The organism is Bradyrhizobium sp. BWC-3-1 (assembly GCF_032917965.1).
Taxonomy (GTDB): domain Bacteria; phylum Pseudomonadota; class Alphaproteobacteria; order Rhizobiales; family Xanthobacteraceae; genus Bradyrhizobium; species Bradyrhizobium canariense_D.
Genome location: NZ_CP136625.1, coordinates 1,410,541 through 1,429,311, shown reverse-complemented (window position 1 = coordinate 1,429,311; position 18,771 = coordinate 1,410,541). Strand labels below are relative to the sequence as shown.

The following is an 18,771-nucleotide window of genomic DNA, read 5'->3' as shown; positions in this document are numbered from 1 at the left end:
ATGGATCTCAATCTCAGCGACGAGCAACGCCTGCTGCGCGAAAGCGCGGAGCGCTTCGTGGCCGAAAGCTACGATGCCGATCACCGCCGCAAGATGGCGAACGATCCGCTCGGCTTCAGTCCGGCGGTGTGGAAACAATTCGCAGAACTGGGCTGGCTGGCGCTGCCGATCGCGGAGGAGTGTGGCGGGCTCGGCGGCAGCGCGGTCGAGATCGGTATTTTGATGGAAGCCTTCGGCCGCGGGCTTGTGTCGGAGCCGTATATCGCGTCGGTCGTGCTTGGCGCCGCGTTGATCGAGCGATGCGGCAGCATGGCGCAGAAGCAGGCCATCCTGCCGAAGATCGCGGACGGATCGTTGAAGCTCGCGCTCGCGCATTCCGAGCGCGCGGCGCGGTTCGATCTTGCCAAGGTCGCAACCACCGCCCACAGCACGGCGCAAGGCTGGCGCCTGGCCGGTCGCAAGATTGCCGTGCTCGATGGCCACGCCGCCGACGAGATCATCGTCTCCGCGCATATCCATGATCATCAGGGCTCCTCCGGCCGCATCGGCCTGTTCCTGGTGCAGGCGACAACTCCGAGTGTTGCGATCTCCGACTACGAGCGCCTCGGCGGCGGGCGGGCCTGCAACATCGAGCTGTCGGACGTGCAACTGCCGGAGGATGCCTTGCTCGGCAACGGGCATGACGCGCTGCCGGCAATCGAATGGGCTGTTGATCGCGCCATGGCTGCGCTTGGCGCCGAGGCCGTCGGCATCATGCAGGTGCTGCTGGACACCACGCTGGAGTACACAAAAATCCGGAAGCAATTCGGCCGGCCGCTCGCGGCCAACCAGGTGATCCGCCACCGCCTCGCCGACATGGCGGTGCAGGTCGACGAAGCGCGCTCGATGGCGTTGCGCGCCGCGCTGAAGCTCGACGCCGATCCGGTCGAGCGCGCGCGGGCCGCGTCGGGCGCGAAGGCGAAGATCGGCAGATCTGCGCGCTTCGTCGGCGAGCAGTCGATCCAGCTTCACGGCGGCATGGGCGTCACCGAGGAGCTCGAGGTCGGCGCCTATTTCAAGCGGCTGGTCGCGTTCGACACGCTGTTCGGCGGCAGCGCCCACCATTATGGCCGCCACGCCCGGCTTGGCCGCGCCAGCGTGCCGGCCTGATACAAGGAGCGCATCATGGACCTGTCGTTCAATGCCGAGGAGCGCGCCTTCCAGGACGAGGTGCGCGGCTTCATTGCCAGAAACCTCACCGAGGAGATGAAGCGCGCGACGGCGCTGACGCCGTCGGTGTTCTCCGATCCCGATATCGGCATGGCCTGGCAGCGCACGCTGCACAAGCAAGGCTGGGGCGCGCCGGGCTGGCCGGTCGAGCATGGCGGGCCGGATTGGACCCCGGCGCAGCGCTGGATCTTCGAGACTGAAAGCGCGCGGGCCGGCGTGCCCAATGTCAATGTGATGGGCGTGAAGATGGTCGGGCCCGTCATCATCGGCTTCGGCTCGCCCGAGCAGAAGAACTTCTACCTGCCGCGCATTCTGTCCGGTGAGGATTATTGGTGCCAAGGCTATTCCGAGCCGGGCTCCGGCTCCGATCTCTCCTCGCTGAAGACGCGCGCGGTGCGCGATGGCGACGACTACGTCATCAACGGCACCAAGATCTGGACCACGCATGCCCACCACGCCAACCGCATGTTCGCGCTGGTGCGCACCAGCGACGGGCCACGGCAGCAGGACGGCATCAGCTTCATCCTGATCGACATGAAGACACCGGGCATCACGACGCGTCCTATCCTCACCATCGGCGGCGACCACGAGGTCAACCAGGTATTCTTCGACGACGTGCGCGTTCCCGTGGCGAACCGCGTCGGCGAGGAAGGCAAGGGCTGGACCTACGGCAAGTATCTGCTCGAGTTCGAGCGCGGCTCCGGCATCGCCTCGGCGAAGCTGCGCGAGGGGCTGAAGGCGATCGCGGAGCTTGCCGAGTCCGATCTGACGGGCGGCGCGATCGACAGTCCCGACATCGCGACGCGCATCTCCGAAGTCGAGGTCGACATCGACGCGCTGGAGATGACCGAGCTGCGCGTGCTGTCGGCGCTGCAGACCGGACAGAATCCCGGTGCGGTGTCGTCGATCCTGAAGCTGCGCAACAGCGAGATCCGCCAGGCCGTGACCCGGCTCGGCGCCGACGTCATCGGCCATGACGCCCTCGCGGTCGAGCCGATGCGCCCGCTCTACAAGCTCAACCACAAGCCGGCGATGCCGGAGGAGATGCTGACGGTGATGCCGGAATATCTCAACGGCCGCGCCTATACGATCTTCGGCGGCACCTCGGAGATCCAGCGCGATATTATTGCGAAGATGATGTTGGGGATCTGAGGGGCACTGGCACTACATTCTCACTGTCGTCCCGGTCTCACTGTCGTCCCGGCGAAGGCCGGGACGACGAGTTGGATTTGTGGCGACAGCCAGCACGACAATGGCCGCTAACCGCCCACCTTCGCATCCCGGATCGCCTGCCAGATCTTCTGCGGCGTCAGGGGCGTGTTGAGCTGGGTGATGCCGAGCTCGGCGAGCGCATCCATCACGCCGTTGGTGACGCAAGGGGGGCCACCGATGGCGCCGGATTCGCCGCAGCCCTTGGCGCCGAGCGGATTGGTGCGACAGGGCGCGGAATCGTCGAGCGTCACCACGATCGGCGGAACGTCGTCGGCGCGCGGGATGCAATAGTCCTGGTAGCTCGCGGTGAGCAGCTGGCCGTCGGCATCATAGGACACCCCCTCATACAGCGCCTGGCCGATACCCTGCGCCACACCGCCATGGATCTGTCCCGTCACCAGCATCGGGTTCACCGCGACACCGACGTCGTCGACCGTGGTGTAGCGCACGACCTTGGAGACGCCGGTCTCGGGATCGATTTCGACCTCGCAGATATGGGTGCCGTTCGGCCAGCTCGGACCGTCCACCTCGCCTTCGGAATCGACGCTGAGCTTTGCGCCGCCTTCTTTCTCGGCAATGTCGAACAGGCTGATGCGGCGGTCGGTGCCGACCACGGTGAGCATGCCGCCCTGATATTCAATGTCCTCGATCGAGGTCTCCAGCACGTTCGCCGCCTTCTCGCGCGCCTTCTGGATCAGATCGTTGGATGAGACCGCGACCGCCGTGCCGCCGACGAACAGCGAACGCGAGCCGACGCTGCCGAAGCCCGTCGCCAGATCGGTGTCGCCCTGGACCACGTCGATCTTGTCCATGGGGATGCCGAGCGTGTCGGAGATCATCTGGGTGTAGGTGGTCTGCAACCCCTGCCCCATCGCCATGGTGCCGGAATGCAGGACGACGCGGCCCTGCGCGGTCGCATGCAGGCTGACCTTCTCGGTGTGGGCGCGGCCGCCGGTCCATTCGATATAGGAGGTGAGCCCGCGGCCGTAGAGCAGGCCCTTCTTCTTCGCCGCCTTCTTGCGCGCGGCAAAGCCGTCCCAATCCGCAAGCTTCACGGCACGATCGAGCATGTGCGCGAAGGCGCCGGAATCGTAAACCTGCCCTGCAGCGTTGGTGTAGGGCAGTTGCGCCGGCTTGATGTAATTCGCTTTCCGGATCGCGCGCGGATCCATGCCGATTTTTCGTGCAGCCGCGTCGAACAGGCGCTCGACGATGAACACGGCCTCCGGGCGGCCCGCACCGCGATAAGCGCCGACCGGCGCGGTGTGGGTCATCACCGACTTCACCTCGAAATGTACCAGCGGCAAATCGTAGACGCCGGTCTGCACGAACGGCCCCAGCACCAGCGGGATGATATTGGCCGCGCCTGAGGAATACGCGCCGGTGCAGCCGATCGAGCTGACGCGGTAGGCCAGCACCTTGCCCTTCTCGTCGAGCGCAAAGGAAGCTGTCGAGGTAAGATCGCGGCCGTGGGTGCCACCGACGAATTCGTCGGTGCGGTCGCCGCGCCAGCGGATCTTCCTGTTCAGCTTGGTTGCGGCATAGGCGACGATGCCGTCCTCGGGATAGAGGTTGGTCTTCTGGCCAAAGCCGCCGCCGATATCGCCGACCAGCACGCGAACGCTGTCCTTGGGACGCTTCAGCACGGCCTCGGCCAGCACGTCGCGGGTCGAGGCAGGCGTCTGCGACTGCACATGCAGCAGGAGACGGCCGGACGTCTTGTCGATCTCGGCAATGGTCGAGCGCGGCTCCATCGCCGAGGGCACCAGGCGCTGGCTGACGAGATCGAGCTCGACGGTATGCGCCGCCCTGGCAAAAGCCTCGTCCACCTTGGCGGCATCGCCGTAAGCCATCGCGCCGACGATGTTGTCGGGGGCCTCCGGCCACACCACGGGCGCGCCGGGCTTGACCGCCTCGACGGGATCGACCACCGCCGGCTGCACGTCATATTCGACCACGATCGCTTCGGCTGCGCTCTGCGCGTCGGCACGCGAGGAGGCCACCACGGCAGCCACGGCCTCGCCCGCATAGCGCACGATGTCGTGCGCCAGCAGACGGCGTGGCGGCACCGTCATCGGCTTGCCGTCGGGGCGCTTGAAGATGCTCAAGGTCGGGATAACGCCGATGTCGTCCTTGACGAGGTCGGCGCCGGTATAGACCGCGGTCACGCCGGGCATCGCCGTGGCGGCGCTGGTGTCGATCGAGACGATCTTCGCATGGGCATGCGGCGAGCGCAGCAGGTACAACCACAGCGCGCCATCTTCCGGCTTGTCGTCGATGAACTGCCCCTTCCCGGTGAGCAGTCGCTGGTCTTCCAAACGCTTGACGGGCTGCCCCGCTCCGAAACGCAAATTGCCGGGAAGAATGTTCATTCCACCATGTCCTTGAAACCCAGAAAACGACCGCGGGGGTTTTAGCCGATTTTGCGGTCGATACAACCGAGCCGCGGCACATCTGCATTGCGTGTCACGCCCGCTCTGGCCGCAGATTGCCGGGTCAGGAGCGCTCTATGTCGATGATGCCCACATTGATATCACGGGTGTCCGAATCCCGCTTTACTGTGAGGCGAACGGTCTTACCGGCACCGGCCTGCTCGAGCGCATCAGTCAGGTCGGAGAGCCGCCGCACCGGCTTGCCTTCCACCGCGGTGATGATGTCTCCGACCGTTCCGGTCGACAAGTTGACACCGCGAATCCCCGCCTGTTCCGCAGGGCTGCCGGGGGCTGTCCGGACCACGATCACCCCTTGGACGCCAAGCCGCGTCGACACATCCTCGCTGGCGGCGACGATGCCGATGCCGGGCGTCGGCACGCGGCCATTGCGAATAAGCTCGGGGACAATCCGGTTCACGACGTCCACCGGCACCGCGAAACCGATGCCTGCATTCGAGCCGGACGGCGATATGATCGCAGTCGTGACGCCGATCAGCCGGCCGGCGGAGTCCAGCAGCGGCCCGCCCGAATTGCCCGGGTTGATTGCGGCATCCGTCTGGATGACATTGGCAATCTCCCGGCCGCCATGGGTCGGAAGCCTCCGCTTGAGGGCACTGATGATGCCGCTCGTCATCGACTGATCTAGCCCGAAAGGATTGCCGATCGCAAACGCGGATTGCCCGACTTTCAGGTCGGTCGAACTGCCGAGAGCCACCTGCGGTGGAAGCTCGCGCACGCTGCGGATCCGCAGGACCGCAAGATCGTAATTGGGGGCGGTGCCGATCAGATCAACCCGAGCCACCTCTCCCGACGCAAAGCGGACCGCGATCTCGCCGCCATTGGCCACGACATGGTTGTTCGTGACGAGATGCCCGTCGCGGTCCCAGACAAATCCCGTGCCGGAAGCGCCGCCCTGCCCCTCCTCTCCCATGACTGGAGTAGCGGCCGATCTCACCGCAACCTGGACAACCGAGGGCGACACTCGTTCGAAGATGTCGATGGTGGCCCTTTCGGCCTCGGACAGCGGACCACGTTGCTCGACGGCGCGCGCGGAGGGGGTTGTCCATGGCGCATGCTGGACCTTCACGGCAGTTACCACGAGCAGCAGGGCGGCAAAAGCCGCCGCAATGATTGCGTAGCGACGATTCATCAGTGATCACCGTGTCGTATGCTGAAGACGATCTCTCGAATGCACATGCCGGGAGGTGACAGAGCCAGCTCACGCAGCAACGTCGAAAATGAATGGAAGTTTCTCGAATCGGGCAGCTAAGGACGGTTCCGCTGCCCGTGCCGGGGCCCATTGCCGCGTGACAAACCGCTACGCCAGCTCCCGCAATGCCGCTTCTACGACCTTGCGCGCATCGGCGGTGAGAGCGGCCTGCGGCGGGACAGGATCGCCGACGTCGTACCCCTGGATGGCCAAGCCGGCCTTGATGCAGGCCGCCAGGTTGAAGCGGGCAAAAGCTTCGTTGATGCGCCACAGCCTGCGCTGGAGCGCCATCGCCTCGTCCCAGCGGCCGGCCTTGCAGAGGTCGTAGAGCGCGACGCTCTGGCGCGGAATGATGCAGGCGGGGCCCGCCATCCAGCCGAGGCCGCCGATCAGCATCACCGCGGCCGGGATATGGGCGGAGGCGGAGAACACCCGCAAGGCATCGCCGCAGCGGTTCATGATCGAGAGCAGCCGGCCGGTGTTGGTCGAGGCGTCCTTGATGTAGCCGATGCGCGGATGTTCGGCGAGGCGCGCGATGATTTCGAGGGTGAGATCGGAGCGCTGGAATTGCGGATTGGTATAGATGACGACGGGGATGTCCACGGCATCCGCGATGGCGCGGAAATAGGATTCGATCTGGGCGTCGGCGAGCGGGAAATACGCTTCCAGGATCGCCAGAATGCCGTCGGCGCCGAGCTTCTGATACGCCTTCGCCTGCGCCACCGCATCTGCCGTCGAGGTGGAGGCGACGCCCGCGACAACAGGCACACGTCCCCTTGCCGCCTCGATCGTGGTCTGCACGACCGCGGTGCGTTGGGCGGCGTTGAGATAGGCGAACTCGCCGGTCGAGCCGAGCGGGGTCAGACCGTGGACGCCCGCGCCGATCAGATCGTCGCAGAGCTTTGCGAGGACGTTCGTCCGCACCGCGCCATCGGCAGCGACGGGAGAGACGAGATAAGGGAAGACGCCGCGAAAATCGGACATGTCAGGTGTGAATCCCGGAAACTGGCTAGCGCCTGACGGTCTTACCAACGCTCGTGCCGGCGATCAAATCCTGATCAGCCGCACCCGCGTGCCCCAGGGATCGATCGCCTCAACGCCGTCCGCTAGCGCCGTGACTTTCGCGCCGCCCTTGCGCAGGCGCTCTTCCTGTGCGGCGAGCAGATCCTGCTTAGCTGTCACCAGCGAGAACCAGGCGAGCCCCGTTGTCTGATCGTCGCGTTGGCCGGCGCCCTCGCTCTGCCACACGTTTATGCCGAGATGATGATGGTAGCGTCCCGACGACAGGAACGCGGCGCCGTTGCGGCTGCGGGTCGGGTCGAGTCCGATCGTGCCGTGGTAGAAATTCTGCGCCTGCGCGAGGTCGCCGACGCGCAGATGCATGTGGCCGATGCGCATTCCGTCCGGTGCCTTGGCATAATCAGGCACGCGCGTATTGGTCAGCGACAGCAGGTCGGGAATGTCGAGCTCGTCGGCCGCCATCTTCACGTTGCCTTCGCTCCACTGCCATTGCGAGGGATCGCGGTCGGCATAGACCTCGATGCCGTTGCCTTCGGGATCGTCGAGATAGACGGATTCGCTGACGAGATGATCGGCAAAGCCCGACAGCGGCACGCGATGCGAAGCGGCTGCTACCAGCCAGCGGGCCAAGTCCTTGCGGGTCGGCATCAGGAAGGCGGTGTGATAGAGGCCGGCGGCGTTGCGCGGCTCGATCTCGGCATCAGGACGGGCCTCCAGCACCAGCAGCGCGATGCCGGCCGTGCCGAGCTTGGCGGCGCTCGCCGAGCGTTCCATCACGGTGAGCCCGATCACGTCGCGGTAGTAGTTCGCAACCTTGTCGAGATTCTTCACCCGGAGCGTCACCATGCCGACGCGCATCGGCGTGCGGCTGGCATAGGTCGGACCGCCGCCCTGCGGTGTGCCCTCGGCGCGCGCCGCGCCCGCAGCCGCCATTGCGAGCGAGCTGGCGCCGGCGAGTTGAAGCAGGGTGCGGCGGGTAAGGTCGATGGTCATCAATCAGGGCTCGCAAAAAGGCTTGAGGCCGTACGGCACAAGGTCGAGCCGATTGCTACACGTTCCCGTGAGCGGCTCCAATCACATGTTCGTCGGCCGTGCTCTTACGGACCAGCTTCCCTGCTTATTTCCTGGCCATGCGGCCAGTTACGCGATCGCCCGCGACATCCCAGATTGAGGACAGCTTTACAGGAGCCTGCCATGACCGACTCAACTCCCCTGACTTCGCTGTCGTCCGCGCTCGCGGATATGGTGTCCCGCACCGCGCCGTCCGTCGTCGCCGTCCATTCGCATCGTTCCCGCGCCACCGGCTTCGTCTGGAAACCCGGCCTGATCGTCACCGCCGACGAGGCGCTGGCCGACGAGGGCGACGTCGAGATCGGCCTCCCCGACGGCAGCACCGCGGCCGCCACGATCGCCGGCCGCGACCATACGACGGATATCGCACTGCTGCGCGCCGATACGGCGATTGCCCCGGTCAAGCTGGCCACAATTGTGCCGCCCCTTGGCGCGTTGTCGGTCGTCGTCGCCACCAACCGCGATACGCCGAGCGCCGCGCTCGCGATGGTGTCGCAGTCCGGCAAGAGCTGGCGCTCCCTGCGCGGCGGCGACATCGACGCGCGGATCGAGCTCGACGTCCGCTTGCGCTCCAGCCAGCAGGGCGGCCTCGCGCTCGACGCATCGGGCGAAGCCTTCGGCATGGCCGTGCTCGGCCCGAGGCGTGTGCTAGTGATCCCGACAGCGACGATCGAGCGGGTCGCGGCCCAGTTAGAGGCGCGCGGCCGCATCGCACGCGGATATCTCGGCCTCGGGCTGCAGCCGGTCCGGCTCGACGACGGCGTCGGCGCGATGGTGATGAATGTCGACAAGGCCGGCCCTTCGGCGGCGGCCGGCATCCGCCAGGGCGACGTCATCGTCGCGGTCAACGACCAGAAGCTGTCCGGCGTGCGCGCGCTGTCGCGGACGCTGGGTCCGGCGAGCGTGGGCGCGGTGGTCGATATCGCGGCGCGCCGCGGCGGCGAGCCGGTCAGCTTCAAGGTCACGATCGGCGAGAGGCCGGCGGCGTGAGCGAGGACATCGCGCCCGAGATCGTGTTGGCTTTGGAGATCGACGATCCCGCCCTCGCCGATCGCCTGGCTGCTCTGCTCGGCAATATCGCCGGGCTTCGCCTCGCCGAACCCGGCGAGAAAGCCGTCGCGACGATTGTCACTCGCGATCCGCGCATCATGCCTGAGGACATTGCGCTGACGCAGCGTGAGCTCGACGTGCTGGCGTTGATGGCGGAAGGCGGCTCCAACAAGATGATCGCGCGTCAGCTCGGCATTTCCGTCCACACGGTGAAATTCCATGTCGGCTCGCTGCTCGACAAGCTTGACGCTACCGGCCGCACCGATGCGGTGGCACATGCGGCCCGCCGCGGCGTGATCGAGCTCTAGGTCGGGTGCGGCGGGAAGCTGAGCTGGACCGTCAGGCCCGGCGCGTTGTCGTGCAGGGCAATCTCGGCACCATGGAGGCGAGCGACCGCGGCGACCAGGCTTAAGCCAAGGCCGTTACCCGGGGTGTAGCGGCTCTGCTCGAGCCGGTAGAAGCGTTTGAACACGTGATCGCGCTGATCCGCCGGAATGCCCGGGCCGTCGTCGGCGATCGCGATCGTCGCACCGCCGTCGGTGCTGCTGCAGGTGACGGTCACCTGCCCGCCTTTGCAGCCGTGCTTGATCGCGTTGTCGACGAGATTGGCGATAGCGTCGAACAGCAGGTCGCGATCGCCAATAATCGCCACCTCGCGATCGCCGCCGAGGCTGAGCCGCGTCGCAACCTGTTCGGCGGCGGCATCGTAGAGCTCGACGACCTCGCCGGCGATTTCGGCGAGATTGAGGGTGCGAAACGCACTACGGCGGGCGCGGGTCTCGATCTCCGAGATGCGCGTGATGGAGGCGAACATGCCGAGCACGGCGTCGAGATCGGCGATGGTGTCACCGATCAGCGCCGCGTCGGCCTCGCCATTGCGCGAGGCGTGATAAGCCTTTTCCAGCCGACCCCGCATGCGCGTCAGCGGCGTACGCAAATCATGGGCGACGTTGTCGCTGACCTGCTTGACCTCTCCCATCAAAGTCTCGATGCGGTCGAGCATCTGGTTGAGGTTTTCGGCGACCCGGTCCCATTCGTCGTGACTGCCGCGCAAGGGAATGCGCTGGTCGAGGCCCGACATCATGATGGCGCGGCTGGTGGCGTTGATCTCCTCGATCCGCCCGACCGTGCGGCGCGTCACCAGCACCGCGGCGAGCCCGGCGAGCACCAGCATCAGCACGGCGACAGCGGCCATTGCGAGCTCGATCATCGCGGTGAAGCCGCTGTGGTCGCCGGCATCGCCGACACGGCTCTGCACATAGGCGATCGTGCCGAAATAGACATAGGCCATGATCGCCGCGACGATCAGCCCGAACGCCGCGATCGCGATCAGCGCAAGGCGGAAGGTCGAGGAGCGGAGCGTTTTAGCCAGGAGCACGGAGACAATATCCGATGCCGCGGATGGTGTGGATCAGCGGATAGGCCTGGGCATCATCGACCTTGCGACGGACGCGTCCGACATAGACGTCGATGATGTTGGTGGAGGGATCGAAATGCAGATCCCAGACATGCTGGAGCAGCATCGCACGCGAGACGACGCGGCCCTCGTTGCGGACCAGATATTCGAGTAATTGGAATTCCCGCGGCAACAGCGGAATCTTCCGGCCGCGGCGGCTCGCGCTGCGTGCGATCAGGTCGATGGCGAGATCGCCGACCCGCAGGATCGTCTCCTTGGCGACGGTGTCGCTGCGCCGGCCGAGTGCCTCCAGCCGCGCCAGCAATTCGGTGAAGGAGAACGGCTTGACGAGATAATCGTCGCCGCCGGCCCGCAAGCCGCGCACGCGGTCGTCGACCTCGCCAAGTGCGGAAATGATTAGGAACGGCGCGGCGATGCCGTCGTCGCGCAACTGGCGCATCACGCTGATGCCGTCGATATCGGGCAGCATGCGGTCGATGGTGATCACGGCATAGTCGCGCGCGGCGCCGTGGCTGAGCGCTTCGCGCCCGGTGGCGGCGAGATCGACGTCGTAGCCGGAAGTCGTCAGCTCCTCGACGAGCTGGCCTGCGGTTTCCGCGTCGTCCTCGACGACCAGAATGCGGCGGTGAGCTCCGGTCATGACAAACTCCGCGCGACGATCGCCACCAGACTATCCCGTTCCGGGGCTGAGCGGAACCGTCCGATGACGATCGCGACAATGGTGCGGTACGGCGATGCTAGTACCAAGAGTCTCCGCACACATTGACCCATTGCCACCCATAGGGCGTCAAGCTCCTGCGCCAGCAGCCGTCATAGTAGCCGGCATAGATGAAAGGTGCTCCGAAGAAGAAGCGATGGTGGTGCCGGAAGAAGGCATGGCGGCCGATGAAGGGCCTGCCGTGCCAGCCGGAGCCAGCGAAGCGCGGCCCGATCGCCGCATGCGCGAAACGTGCACCGCCAAAGCCCGGGCCGCCGAAACGGGCGCCGCCCATGCCGCCGACGCGCATACCACCGAAGCCACCGGTGTGCATGCCGCCGCCACCGAAATGCCCACCACCGCCGAATCCGCCATGACCGCCACCGCCACCGCCACCGCCTCTGGCAAGCACCGGTGAAGCGAGCGCCATCACCGCTGCGATCGTCACCGCGGTGAGGCCTTTGAGAATCCTGTTGTCCATCGAAGCATCCTCCGTGCTGCGCGACAATATTCTGCCGCGCGAGGAGGATCAGATGAGAGGAAGGGACAGGCGCCTTCAACTTACAAACGCGCCAGATTCTGACGCGGAAGTTAGGGAGACGCTGCTCTCTCACTCCCTCGCCCCGTTCTTGCGGGAAGAGGGTGGGGTGAGAGCGGGGAGAGGTTAGAAGCTACGCCCGCTTGCCGCCGTTTTTCTCGGCCGCGCGGCGCAGCGCTTCGGCGAGCGCACCGCCGCCGGAAGACTCCTGCTGGCGCGGGGCCGACGACGTCATGCGGGACGGGTTACGTGAGCTGTTATCCCGCTGCATGCCGGGCGCGTCCTTCTTGGCGCCGACCTCGTCGTCGAGCCGTAGTGTCAACGAGATACGCTTGCGCGCGACCTCGAAGTCTAGCACCTTCACTTTGACGATGTCGCCGGGCTTCACCACTTCACGCGGATCCTTGATGTAGGTCTTGGACATCGCCGAGATGTGCACGAGGCCGTCCTGGTGCACGCCGATATCGACGAAGGCGCCGAACGCCGCGACGTTGGTTACGGTGCCCTCGAGGATCATGCCCTTCTTGAGGTGCTTGATCTCCTCGACGCCGTCCATGAACACAGCTGCCTTGAAGGCCGGACGCGGGTCGCGACCGGGCTTCTCGAGCTCGCGCAGGATGTCGGTGACGGTCGGCAGACCAAACGTCTCGTCCACGAAGTCTTTCGGCTTCAGCGTGCGAACGATGTCGCTGCTGCCGATCAGCGCCTTGATGTCGCTCTTGGTGGCGCTGAGAATCCGGCGCACCACCGGATAGGCTTCCGGATGCACACCGGAGGCGTCGAGCGGGTCCTCGCCGCCGAGGATGCGCAGGAAGCCCGCGCACTGCTCGAACGCCTTGGGGCCGAGCCGCGGCACGTCCTTCAACGCCTTGCGCGACTTGAACGGCCCGTTGGCGTCGCGGTGTGCCACGATGCTCGAGGCGAGGCCGGAGCCGACGCCCGACACGCGCGCGAGCAGCGGAGCGGACGCGGTGTTGACGTCGACGCCGACGGCGTTCACGCAGTCTTCGACCACGGCGTCGAGGGATTTGGCGAGCTTGGCCTGGCCGAGGTCGTGCTGGTACTGGCCGACGCCGATCGCCTTGGGTTCGATCTTGACGAGCTCGGCGAGCGGATCCTGGAGCCGCCGCGCGATTGACACCGCGCCGCGCAGGGTGACGTCGAGGCCCGGCAACTCCTCCGAGGCGAACGCCGAGGCCGAATAAACCGACGCGCCGGCTTCCGACACCACGATCTTGGTCATCTTCAAGTCGGGCAGGCCCTTGACGAGGTCGGCCGCGAGCTTGTCGGTCTCGCGCGAGGCGGTGCCGTTGCCGATCGCGATCAGCTCGACACGATGTTTCAGCGCGAGCTTGCCGAGGATCGCAAGCGCCTCGTTCCACTGCCGCTGCGGCTCGTGCGGATAGATCACGGCGGTATCCACCACCTTGCCGGTCGCGTCGGTGACGGCGACCTTGACCCCGGTGCGGAAGCCGGGATCGAGACCCATGGTGACGCGGGTGCCGGCGGGCGCCGCGAGCAGCAAGTCGCGCAGATTCGAGGCGAACACGCGCACGGCCTCTGTCTCGGCCGCATTCCACAGCCGCATGCGCAGGTCGATGTTGAGATGCACCTGGATCTTGGTGCGCCAGGCCCAGCGCACGGTATCGATCATCCAGCGGTCGCCGGCGCGCTTAAGGTCGGCGATGCCGAACCGCTTCATGATCTTCAGTTCATAGACGCTCGGCACGCCGGGCGGCGATGGTTCGGCCTCGGCCTGGATCTGGAGATCGAGGATTTCTTCTTTCTCGCCGCGGAACATTGCGAGGATTCGGTGCGAGGGCAGCTTGGTCAGCGGCTCGGAGAACTCGAAATAGTCGGCAAACTTTTCGCCCTCGGTTTTCTTGCCGTCGCGCACCTTGGAGGTCATGCGCGCATTAGTCCACACCTCCTCGCGAAGCGCGCCGATCAGGTCGGCGTCTTCGTCGAAGCGCTCGACCAGGATGGCGCGGGCGCCATCGAGTGCCGCAGCGGCATCGGCAACGCCCTTCTCGGGATTGACGAAGGCTTCAGCGACCACCTTCGGATCGTTGTTGGGCTGGGCCATGAGCTGAAAGGCGAGCGGCTCGAGCCCGGCTTCCTTGGCGATCTCGGCCTTGGTGCGGCGCTTCGGCTTAAACGGCAGATAGATGTCTTCGAGGCGCGCCTTGCTGTCGGCAGCGAGAATGGAGGCCTCCAGCGCGGCATCGAGCTTGCCCTGCTCGCGGACCGATTCGAGGATGGCCTTGCGGCGGTCCTCGAGCTCGCGCAGGTAACCCAGGCGCTCCTCCAGCGTGCGCAATTGCGCGTCGTCGAGCGCACCGGTCGCTTCCTTGCGGTAGCGGGCGATGAAGGGAACCGTGGCGCCGCCGTCGAGCAGCGCCACTGTCGCCTCGACCTGCTCCGCCCGAACCCCAAGCTCCTGCGCAATTTTCTGGTTGATATTTGCCACGCGAGAACCCCTCTATCCAAGCACGCATCGCGGAGGCGAACCACCGGCTGCGGGACGCCGCTTATGGACCAATCAGGGTTGATTCATCAAGGTGCGGCGGACGACCGTCGACAAGGGATTTTTTGTCGAAGCGATGCGATCTCGCCACAATCGTGGGTGCTACGCAGACGGCGCACGTCCTGCTGTCGTCCTGGCTTTCGCCAGGACGACAATGGGGATTGCCTCGACACCTTGACAGGCGCCCCGGTTCAGCGGCTGTTTTGTCTGCCGGACTCCTGAACTTCATGTGAGGATTATAATGCGGACGACATCGGTCGGCGTCTTCAAGGTCGCCACCAGAGGCCCCGGCGACGTCTCCGGATTGATGAGCATGATCGGCTCCGGCGCGATCGATCCGGCATCCATCCTGGCGATCCTCGGCAAGACCGAAGGCAATGGCGGGGTCAATGACTTTACCCGGGAATATGCCGTTGCCGCGCTGTGCACGGCGCTGGCGCCGCAGCTCGGGCTGTCGCCGCAGGAGGTCGAGCAACGCATCGCTTTCGTGATGTCGGGCGGCACCGAGGGCGTGCTCAGCCCGCACATCACGGTGTTCACGCGCCAGGACATTCTACAGCGCCCGGCAGGCCTCTCCGGCAAGCGCCTGAGCATCGGCATGGCGCACACGCGGGATTTTCTCCCTGAAGAGCTCGGCCGCTCCGCTCAGATCACGGAGACAACCAAGGCCGTGAAGGCCGCGATGGCGGATGCCGGGATCGCCGATCCCGCCGACGTCCATTTCGTGCAGATCAAATGCCCGCTGCTCACCAGCGAGCGCGTCGAAGCGGCGAATGCGCGCGGTCACAAGACAGCGACGACCAGCGCCTACAGTTCGATGGCCTATTCGCGCGGCGCTTCCGCGCTCGGCGTTGCGGTCGCGCTCGGCGAGATCGCAACCGGCGTTCGTGATGAGGACGTGCTGCGACGCTACGATCTGTTCTCGAACGTCGCCTCGACCTCGTCCGGGATCGAGCTCATGTATAACGTCGTCATCGTGCTCGGCAATTCGATGTCCTCGACGAGCGAATTCGAGATCGGGCATGCCGTGATGAGCGATGCGATCGACGCCGCCGCGGTGCTTGCGGCGCTGGAGAGCGTTGGGCTCCGTGCCGGGCAACAGACGCCGACCGGCAGCAAGCTTGTCAACATCTTCGCCAAGGCCGAGGCCTCCCCTGATGGCAGCGTGCGCGGCTTCCGCCACACCATGCTCGAAGATACCGATATCAGCTCGACACGCCACGCCCGGGCTGCCGTTGGCGGGTTGATTGCCGGCCTCGCCGGCACTGGTGCGGTCTACGTCTCCGGCGGCGCCGAGCATCAGGGCCCAGCCGGCGGCGGGCCGGTCGCGGTGATCGCAAAGTTCTCCAATTGATGCGCGCGCATGCAATTCGGGATTACCTCTCCATCCGGCGCAACCCTGCCCTTCGCGCCGCTCAGTTGATTAAAGTGTTCCTGTGCGAAACTAAGATGGCGGCGCACGAAGAGGTTTGGATCGCATGACTTTCCCGATGAGCTGGAACGAATGGGCGCAGCACGATGGCGTGGGGCTGGCCGCGCGCGTCCGCAAGGGCGAGCTCACGGCAAAGGAGTTGGCGCGCCAGGCCGCCGCGGGCGTCGCCAAGGTCAACCCGGCACTGTCGGGCGTGGTCGAGCTATTCGATGACGTGATCGCCGATCCGGCCAAGGACGGCGCCAATCTCGCCGGCCCGTTCGCAGGCCTGCCCTTCCTGATGAAGGACCTCGGCCCGACCATGAAGGGCCGGCTCCAGGAGATGGGCTCGCTGTTAATGCGCGGCAATCGCGCCAGCGCCGACACGTTCCTGACCGGCAAATTCCGCCAGGCCGGACTGAACCTGATCGGACGCACCACGACACCGGAGTTCGGCGTCTGCAGCTCGGCCGACAATCCGGCCGTCTATGTCACGCGCAATCCCTGGGACACCGACTACACCACCTGCGGCTCGTCGGCCGGGAGCGCCGCAATGGTCGCGGCCGGCGTGGTGCCGATCGCACACGCGACTGATGGCGGCGGCTCGATCCGCATTCCCGCCGGCGTCAACGGCAATATCGGCTTGAAAGTCTCGCGCGGCGTGTTCTCGCTCGCACCGCACATGTCCGATCTCACCGGCCTCGTCTCGATCCAGGGCTGCCAGTCGCGCTCGGTGCGCGACACCGCCGCCTTCGTCGATCATGCAAGGGGAGCGGCGCCCGGCGAATTCATGCCGTTCTGGACCACAGCGCAGCCCTATTCCGAGATGATCAAGCGCGATCCGTCAAAGCTTCGTATCGCGCTGTCGCACACCTGGGGCGACTACACCGCGACGCCCGAGATCGCGGCCGAGCTGGCGAAGGCCGGCCGCTTCCTCGAAGGCCTCGGCCATCACGTCGACTACGCCCTGCCCGAACTCGACTTCCGCGCCGCGTTCGAGGCGCAGACCACCTGCTACATCTCGAATTTTGCCGTGGTGATCTCCAACATGCTCGCCGCGCGCGGACTGGAACGGCCGCCGGAAGATCTCATCGAACCCATGAATATCCGGATCTGGGAAGCCGGCCGGCATACGAGCTTCGCCGAGCGGGCGAAGATGCAAGGCGTGTTCAACACGACCTCGCGCGCCTTCGGCGCCTTCTTCGAGCAGTGGGACGTGATCCTGACCCCGATCACGGCGCTGCCGACGCCGAAGGTCGGCACCCGGGAATATCTCACCATCTCCGACAACCCCGACGTGCTCGACTGGTTCGGCAATCTTTGGCGCTTCTTCGCCTTCACGCCGCTCGCCAATCTCTGCGGCATGCCGGCGATCTCGATGCCGATGGCCACGCAGGACCACGGCCTGCCGCTCGGCATCCAGGCGATTGCGAAACAGGCCAATGACGGCCTCCTGCTGCAACTCGCCGCCCAGATCGAGCGCGCGCTCGACGGCAAGTGGAACGACGGCAGGAAGCCGAAGGTGCATGTGAGCTGAGCGAGTTGATCGCATTAACTTGCGATCCGCGAACGGCCTCAGTTCTTCACCGAGGGAATTTCCTCCGGCCGGGGCTGCTGCTGGCCCTGCTGGTACATTGCCAGCGCCTTTTCGAGCGCTTCGCGCAGAGCCAGCGCCGCGGCCACGCTGCAACGCAGATGCGCGGTCTGGACCACGTCAACCCTGACGGCGGCGCCGACCGGCATCAGAAGGTTCGCCGCAAGCTCGATCTGAATCGCGCCGTTGTGGTGGCCGAAGCAGGAGGCACCGTCGAAATAGATGATCGGCGCCCGCTCCGAGCTCGATGTCGAAATGATGACGGGCCCCTGGCTGGTGGCGGGCGTTTCGGGATCGGCCATGGGCACTCCTTACGGCTGGTCGAACGAACGAGGCGCCCACCATCGTTGCTTCGGCCCGCCCTGTCGAGGCCAAACCGCCCCCGGCACCCGCCGTGGGACGCGCATCCGGGGTTTTGCGCCGCGCCCGCCACTGGTCTAGAACGTCCTCATGTCCCGCTCACCGACCACACTTTCGTTCGAGGACCTCGCCGAGGCGATCAAGGGTCGCCGCTCCGATTACGGCCAGATCAGCGGGCTCCAGCTCGACCGCTTCGCACCGCGCGAAGCCTGGTCCAGCCTGCCCTACCGGCCGGTCTTTGTCGGTGACACCGAGACCGGCGTCCTGCATGGCGGGGTCGTCACCGCGATGCTGGACGAGAGTTGCGGCATGGCGGTGCAACTCGCGCTGGACGGCACAAGCGCGATCGCGACGCTCGATCTGCGCATCGACTATCAGAAGCCGGCAACGCCGGGCCTCGACATCAAGGCGCATTCGGTCTGCTACCGCACCACGCGTTCGATTGCCTTCGTGCGCTCCACCGCCTATCAGGAGTCCGAGGACGATCCGGTCGCGACCGCGACCGCCTGTTTCATGATCGGCGCCAACCGCACCAACATGCTCGCGGATCGCAGGATGGATTCGCCCGGCATCCCGAGGCTGGAGGCGCCGGACGATCCGGAAGGCCCGTTCGCCAACAGCCCGTTCGCACGCTGCCTCGGCATTCGCGTCAACGACGACGGCACACTGACGATGCCGTTCTCGCCAAAGATCATCGGCAATCCGATTCTGCCTGCGATCCATGGCGGCATGACCGGCGCCTTCCTCGAAACCACCGCGATCTTCGGAGTGGCCCGTGAACTCGGCGCCACCGCACTGCCCAAGCCGATCGGACTGACCGTCAACTATCTGCGCTCCGGCCGCGCGCTCGACACGTTCGCCAACGTCTCGATCGTGAAACAGGGCCGGCGCATCGTCGCCTTCGAGGCACGGGCCTGGCAGGACGATGCGAACAAGCCGATCGCCACAGCCTTCGGCCATTTCATGCTGCGGCCGACGCCCGGAAACGACGAGGAATAGGCGCATTTTCCCTTGACGGCCAAG

Annotated in this window: 16 protein-coding genes; 7 read left to right on the top strand and 9 right to left on the bottom strand. The window is 65.8% G+C overall.

Features of this window, described 5'->3' with window-relative positions; translation table 11 throughout:
• Nucleotides 1-1,149 (top strand): acyl-CoA dehydrogenase family protein, encoded by a 1,149-nt coding sequence (locus RX329_RS06980; protein ID WP_085360485.1) that lies wholly within the window; start codon nt 1-3, stop codon nt 1,147-1,149.
• 15 nt (nt 1,150-1,164) lie between these two features.
• The gene (locus RX329_RS06975; protein WP_317245557.1) at nt 1,165-2,361 is read left to right on the top strand and encodes an acyl-CoA dehydrogenase family protein; all 1,197 of its coding nucleotides are present in this window, start codon (nt 1,165-1,167) and stop codon (nt 2,359-2,361) included.
• A gap of 107 nt (nt 2,362-2,468) precedes the next feature.
• Here the strand turns inward: RX329_RS06975 and RX329_RS06970 are convergent, their stop codons facing one another.
• The 4 genes from RX329_RS06970 to RX329_RS06955 form a co-directional block, all read right to left on the bottom strand.
• On the bottom strand, nt 2,469-4,793 hold the full coding sequence (locus tag RX329_RS06970; RefSeq protein WP_085360487.1) for a xanthine dehydrogenase family protein molybdopterin-binding subunit: 2,325 nt from the start codon (nt 4,791-4,793) through the stop codon (nt 2,469-2,471).
• A gap of 124 nt (nt 4,794-4,917) precedes the next feature.
• A complete protein-coding gene (locus RX329_RS06965) occupies nt 4,918-6,003 on the bottom strand; it encodes a S1C family serine protease (RefSeq protein WP_018453660.1) in 1,086 nt (361 codons plus the stop codon).
• A 168-nt stretch (nt 6,004-6,171) separates the two neighbouring features.
• Nucleotides 6,172-7,047 (bottom strand): dihydrodipicolinate synthase family protein, encoded by an 876-nt coding sequence (locus tag RX329_RS06960; protein WP_018453659.1) that lies wholly within the window; start codon nt 7,045-7,047, stop codon nt 6,172-6,174.
• A gap of 63 nt (nt 7,048-7,110) precedes the next feature.
• The gene (locus tag RX329_RS06955) at nt 7,111-8,076 is read right to left on the bottom strand and encodes a VOC family protein (RefSeq protein WP_085360489.1); all 966 of its coding nucleotides are present in this window, start codon (nt 8,074-8,076) and stop codon (nt 7,111-7,113) included.
• 201 nt (nt 8,077-8,277) lie between these two features.
• Between RX329_RS06955 and RX329_RS06950 the strand changes: the two genes are divergently transcribed.
• The gene (locus tag RX329_RS06950; protein ID WP_018453657.1) at nt 8,278-9,144 is read left to right on the top strand and encodes a S1C family serine protease; all 867 of its coding nucleotides are present in this window, start codon (nt 8,278-8,280) and stop codon (nt 9,142-9,144) included.
• On the top strand, nt 9,141-9,512 hold the full coding sequence (locus tag RX329_RS06945) for a response regulator transcription factor (RefSeq protein ID WP_018453656.1): 372 nt from the start codon (nt 9,141-9,143) through the stop codon (nt 9,510-9,512). Before RX329_RS06950 ends, RX329_RS06945 begins: the two co-directional genes overlap by 4 nt.
• On the opposite strand, the gene RX329_RS06940 is transcribed toward RX329_RS06945, so the two are convergent.
• The 4 genes from RX329_RS06940 to RX329_RS06925 form a co-directional block, all read right to left on the bottom strand.
• The gene (locus RX329_RS06940; RefSeq protein WP_018453655.1) at nt 9,509-10,582 is read right to left on the bottom strand and encodes a sensor histidine kinase; all 1,074 of its coding nucleotides are present in this window, start codon (nt 10,580-10,582) and stop codon (nt 9,509-9,511) included. The two genes, RX329_RS06945 and RX329_RS06940, sit on opposite strands and share 4 nt — an antisense overlap.
• A complete protein-coding gene (locus tag RX329_RS06935; RefSeq protein WP_018453654.1) occupies nt 10,569-11,261 on the bottom strand; it encodes a response regulator transcription factor in 693 nt (230 codons plus the stop codon). The genes RX329_RS06940 and RX329_RS06935 overlap by 14 nt, the downstream gene beginning before the upstream one ends.
• Before the next feature lie 97 nt (nt 11,262-11,358).
• Complete coding sequence (locus RX329_RS06930; protein WP_018453653.1) at nt 11,359-11,799, bottom strand: hypothetical protein; 441 nt, start codon at nt 11,797-11,799, stop codon at nt 11,359-11,361.
• A 190-nt stretch (nt 11,800-11,989) separates the two neighbouring features.
• The gene (locus tag RX329_RS06925; protein WP_085360491.1) at nt 11,990-14,326 is read right to left on the bottom strand and encodes a Tex family protein; all 2,337 of its coding nucleotides are present in this window, start codon (nt 14,324-14,326) and stop codon (nt 11,990-11,992) included.
• A gap of 298 nt (nt 14,327-14,624) precedes the next feature.
• Between RX329_RS06925 and RX329_RS06920 the strand changes: the two genes are divergently transcribed.
• On the top strand, nt 14,625-15,737 hold the full coding sequence (locus RX329_RS06920) for a ring-opening amidohydrolase (RefSeq protein ID WP_317245556.1): 1,113 nt from the start codon (nt 14,625-14,627) through the stop codon (nt 15,735-15,737).
• Between the two features lie 124 nt (nt 15,738-15,861).
• A complete protein-coding gene (locus tag RX329_RS06915; RefSeq protein WP_085384401.1) occupies nt 15,862-17,331 on the top strand; it encodes an amidase in 1,470 nt (489 codons plus the stop codon).
• Between the two features lie 38 nt (nt 17,332-17,369).
• On the opposite strand, the gene RX329_RS06910 is transcribed toward RX329_RS06915, so the two are convergent.
• Nucleotides 17,370-17,690 (bottom strand): hypothetical protein, encoded by a 321-nt coding sequence (locus tag RX329_RS06910; protein WP_027565258.1) that lies wholly within the window; start codon nt 17,688-17,690, stop codon nt 17,370-17,372.
• A gap of 148 nt (nt 17,691-17,838) precedes the next feature.
• On the opposite strand from RX329_RS06910, the gene RX329_RS06905 reads away from it, so the two are divergent.
• Nucleotides 17,839-18,747, top strand: coding sequence for a PaaI family thioesterase (locus tag RX329_RS06905; protein ID WP_085360493.1), 909 nt, complete (start codon nt 17,839-17,841; stop codon nt 18,745-18,747).
• Nucleotides 18,748-18,771 lie beyond the last annotated feature (24 nt).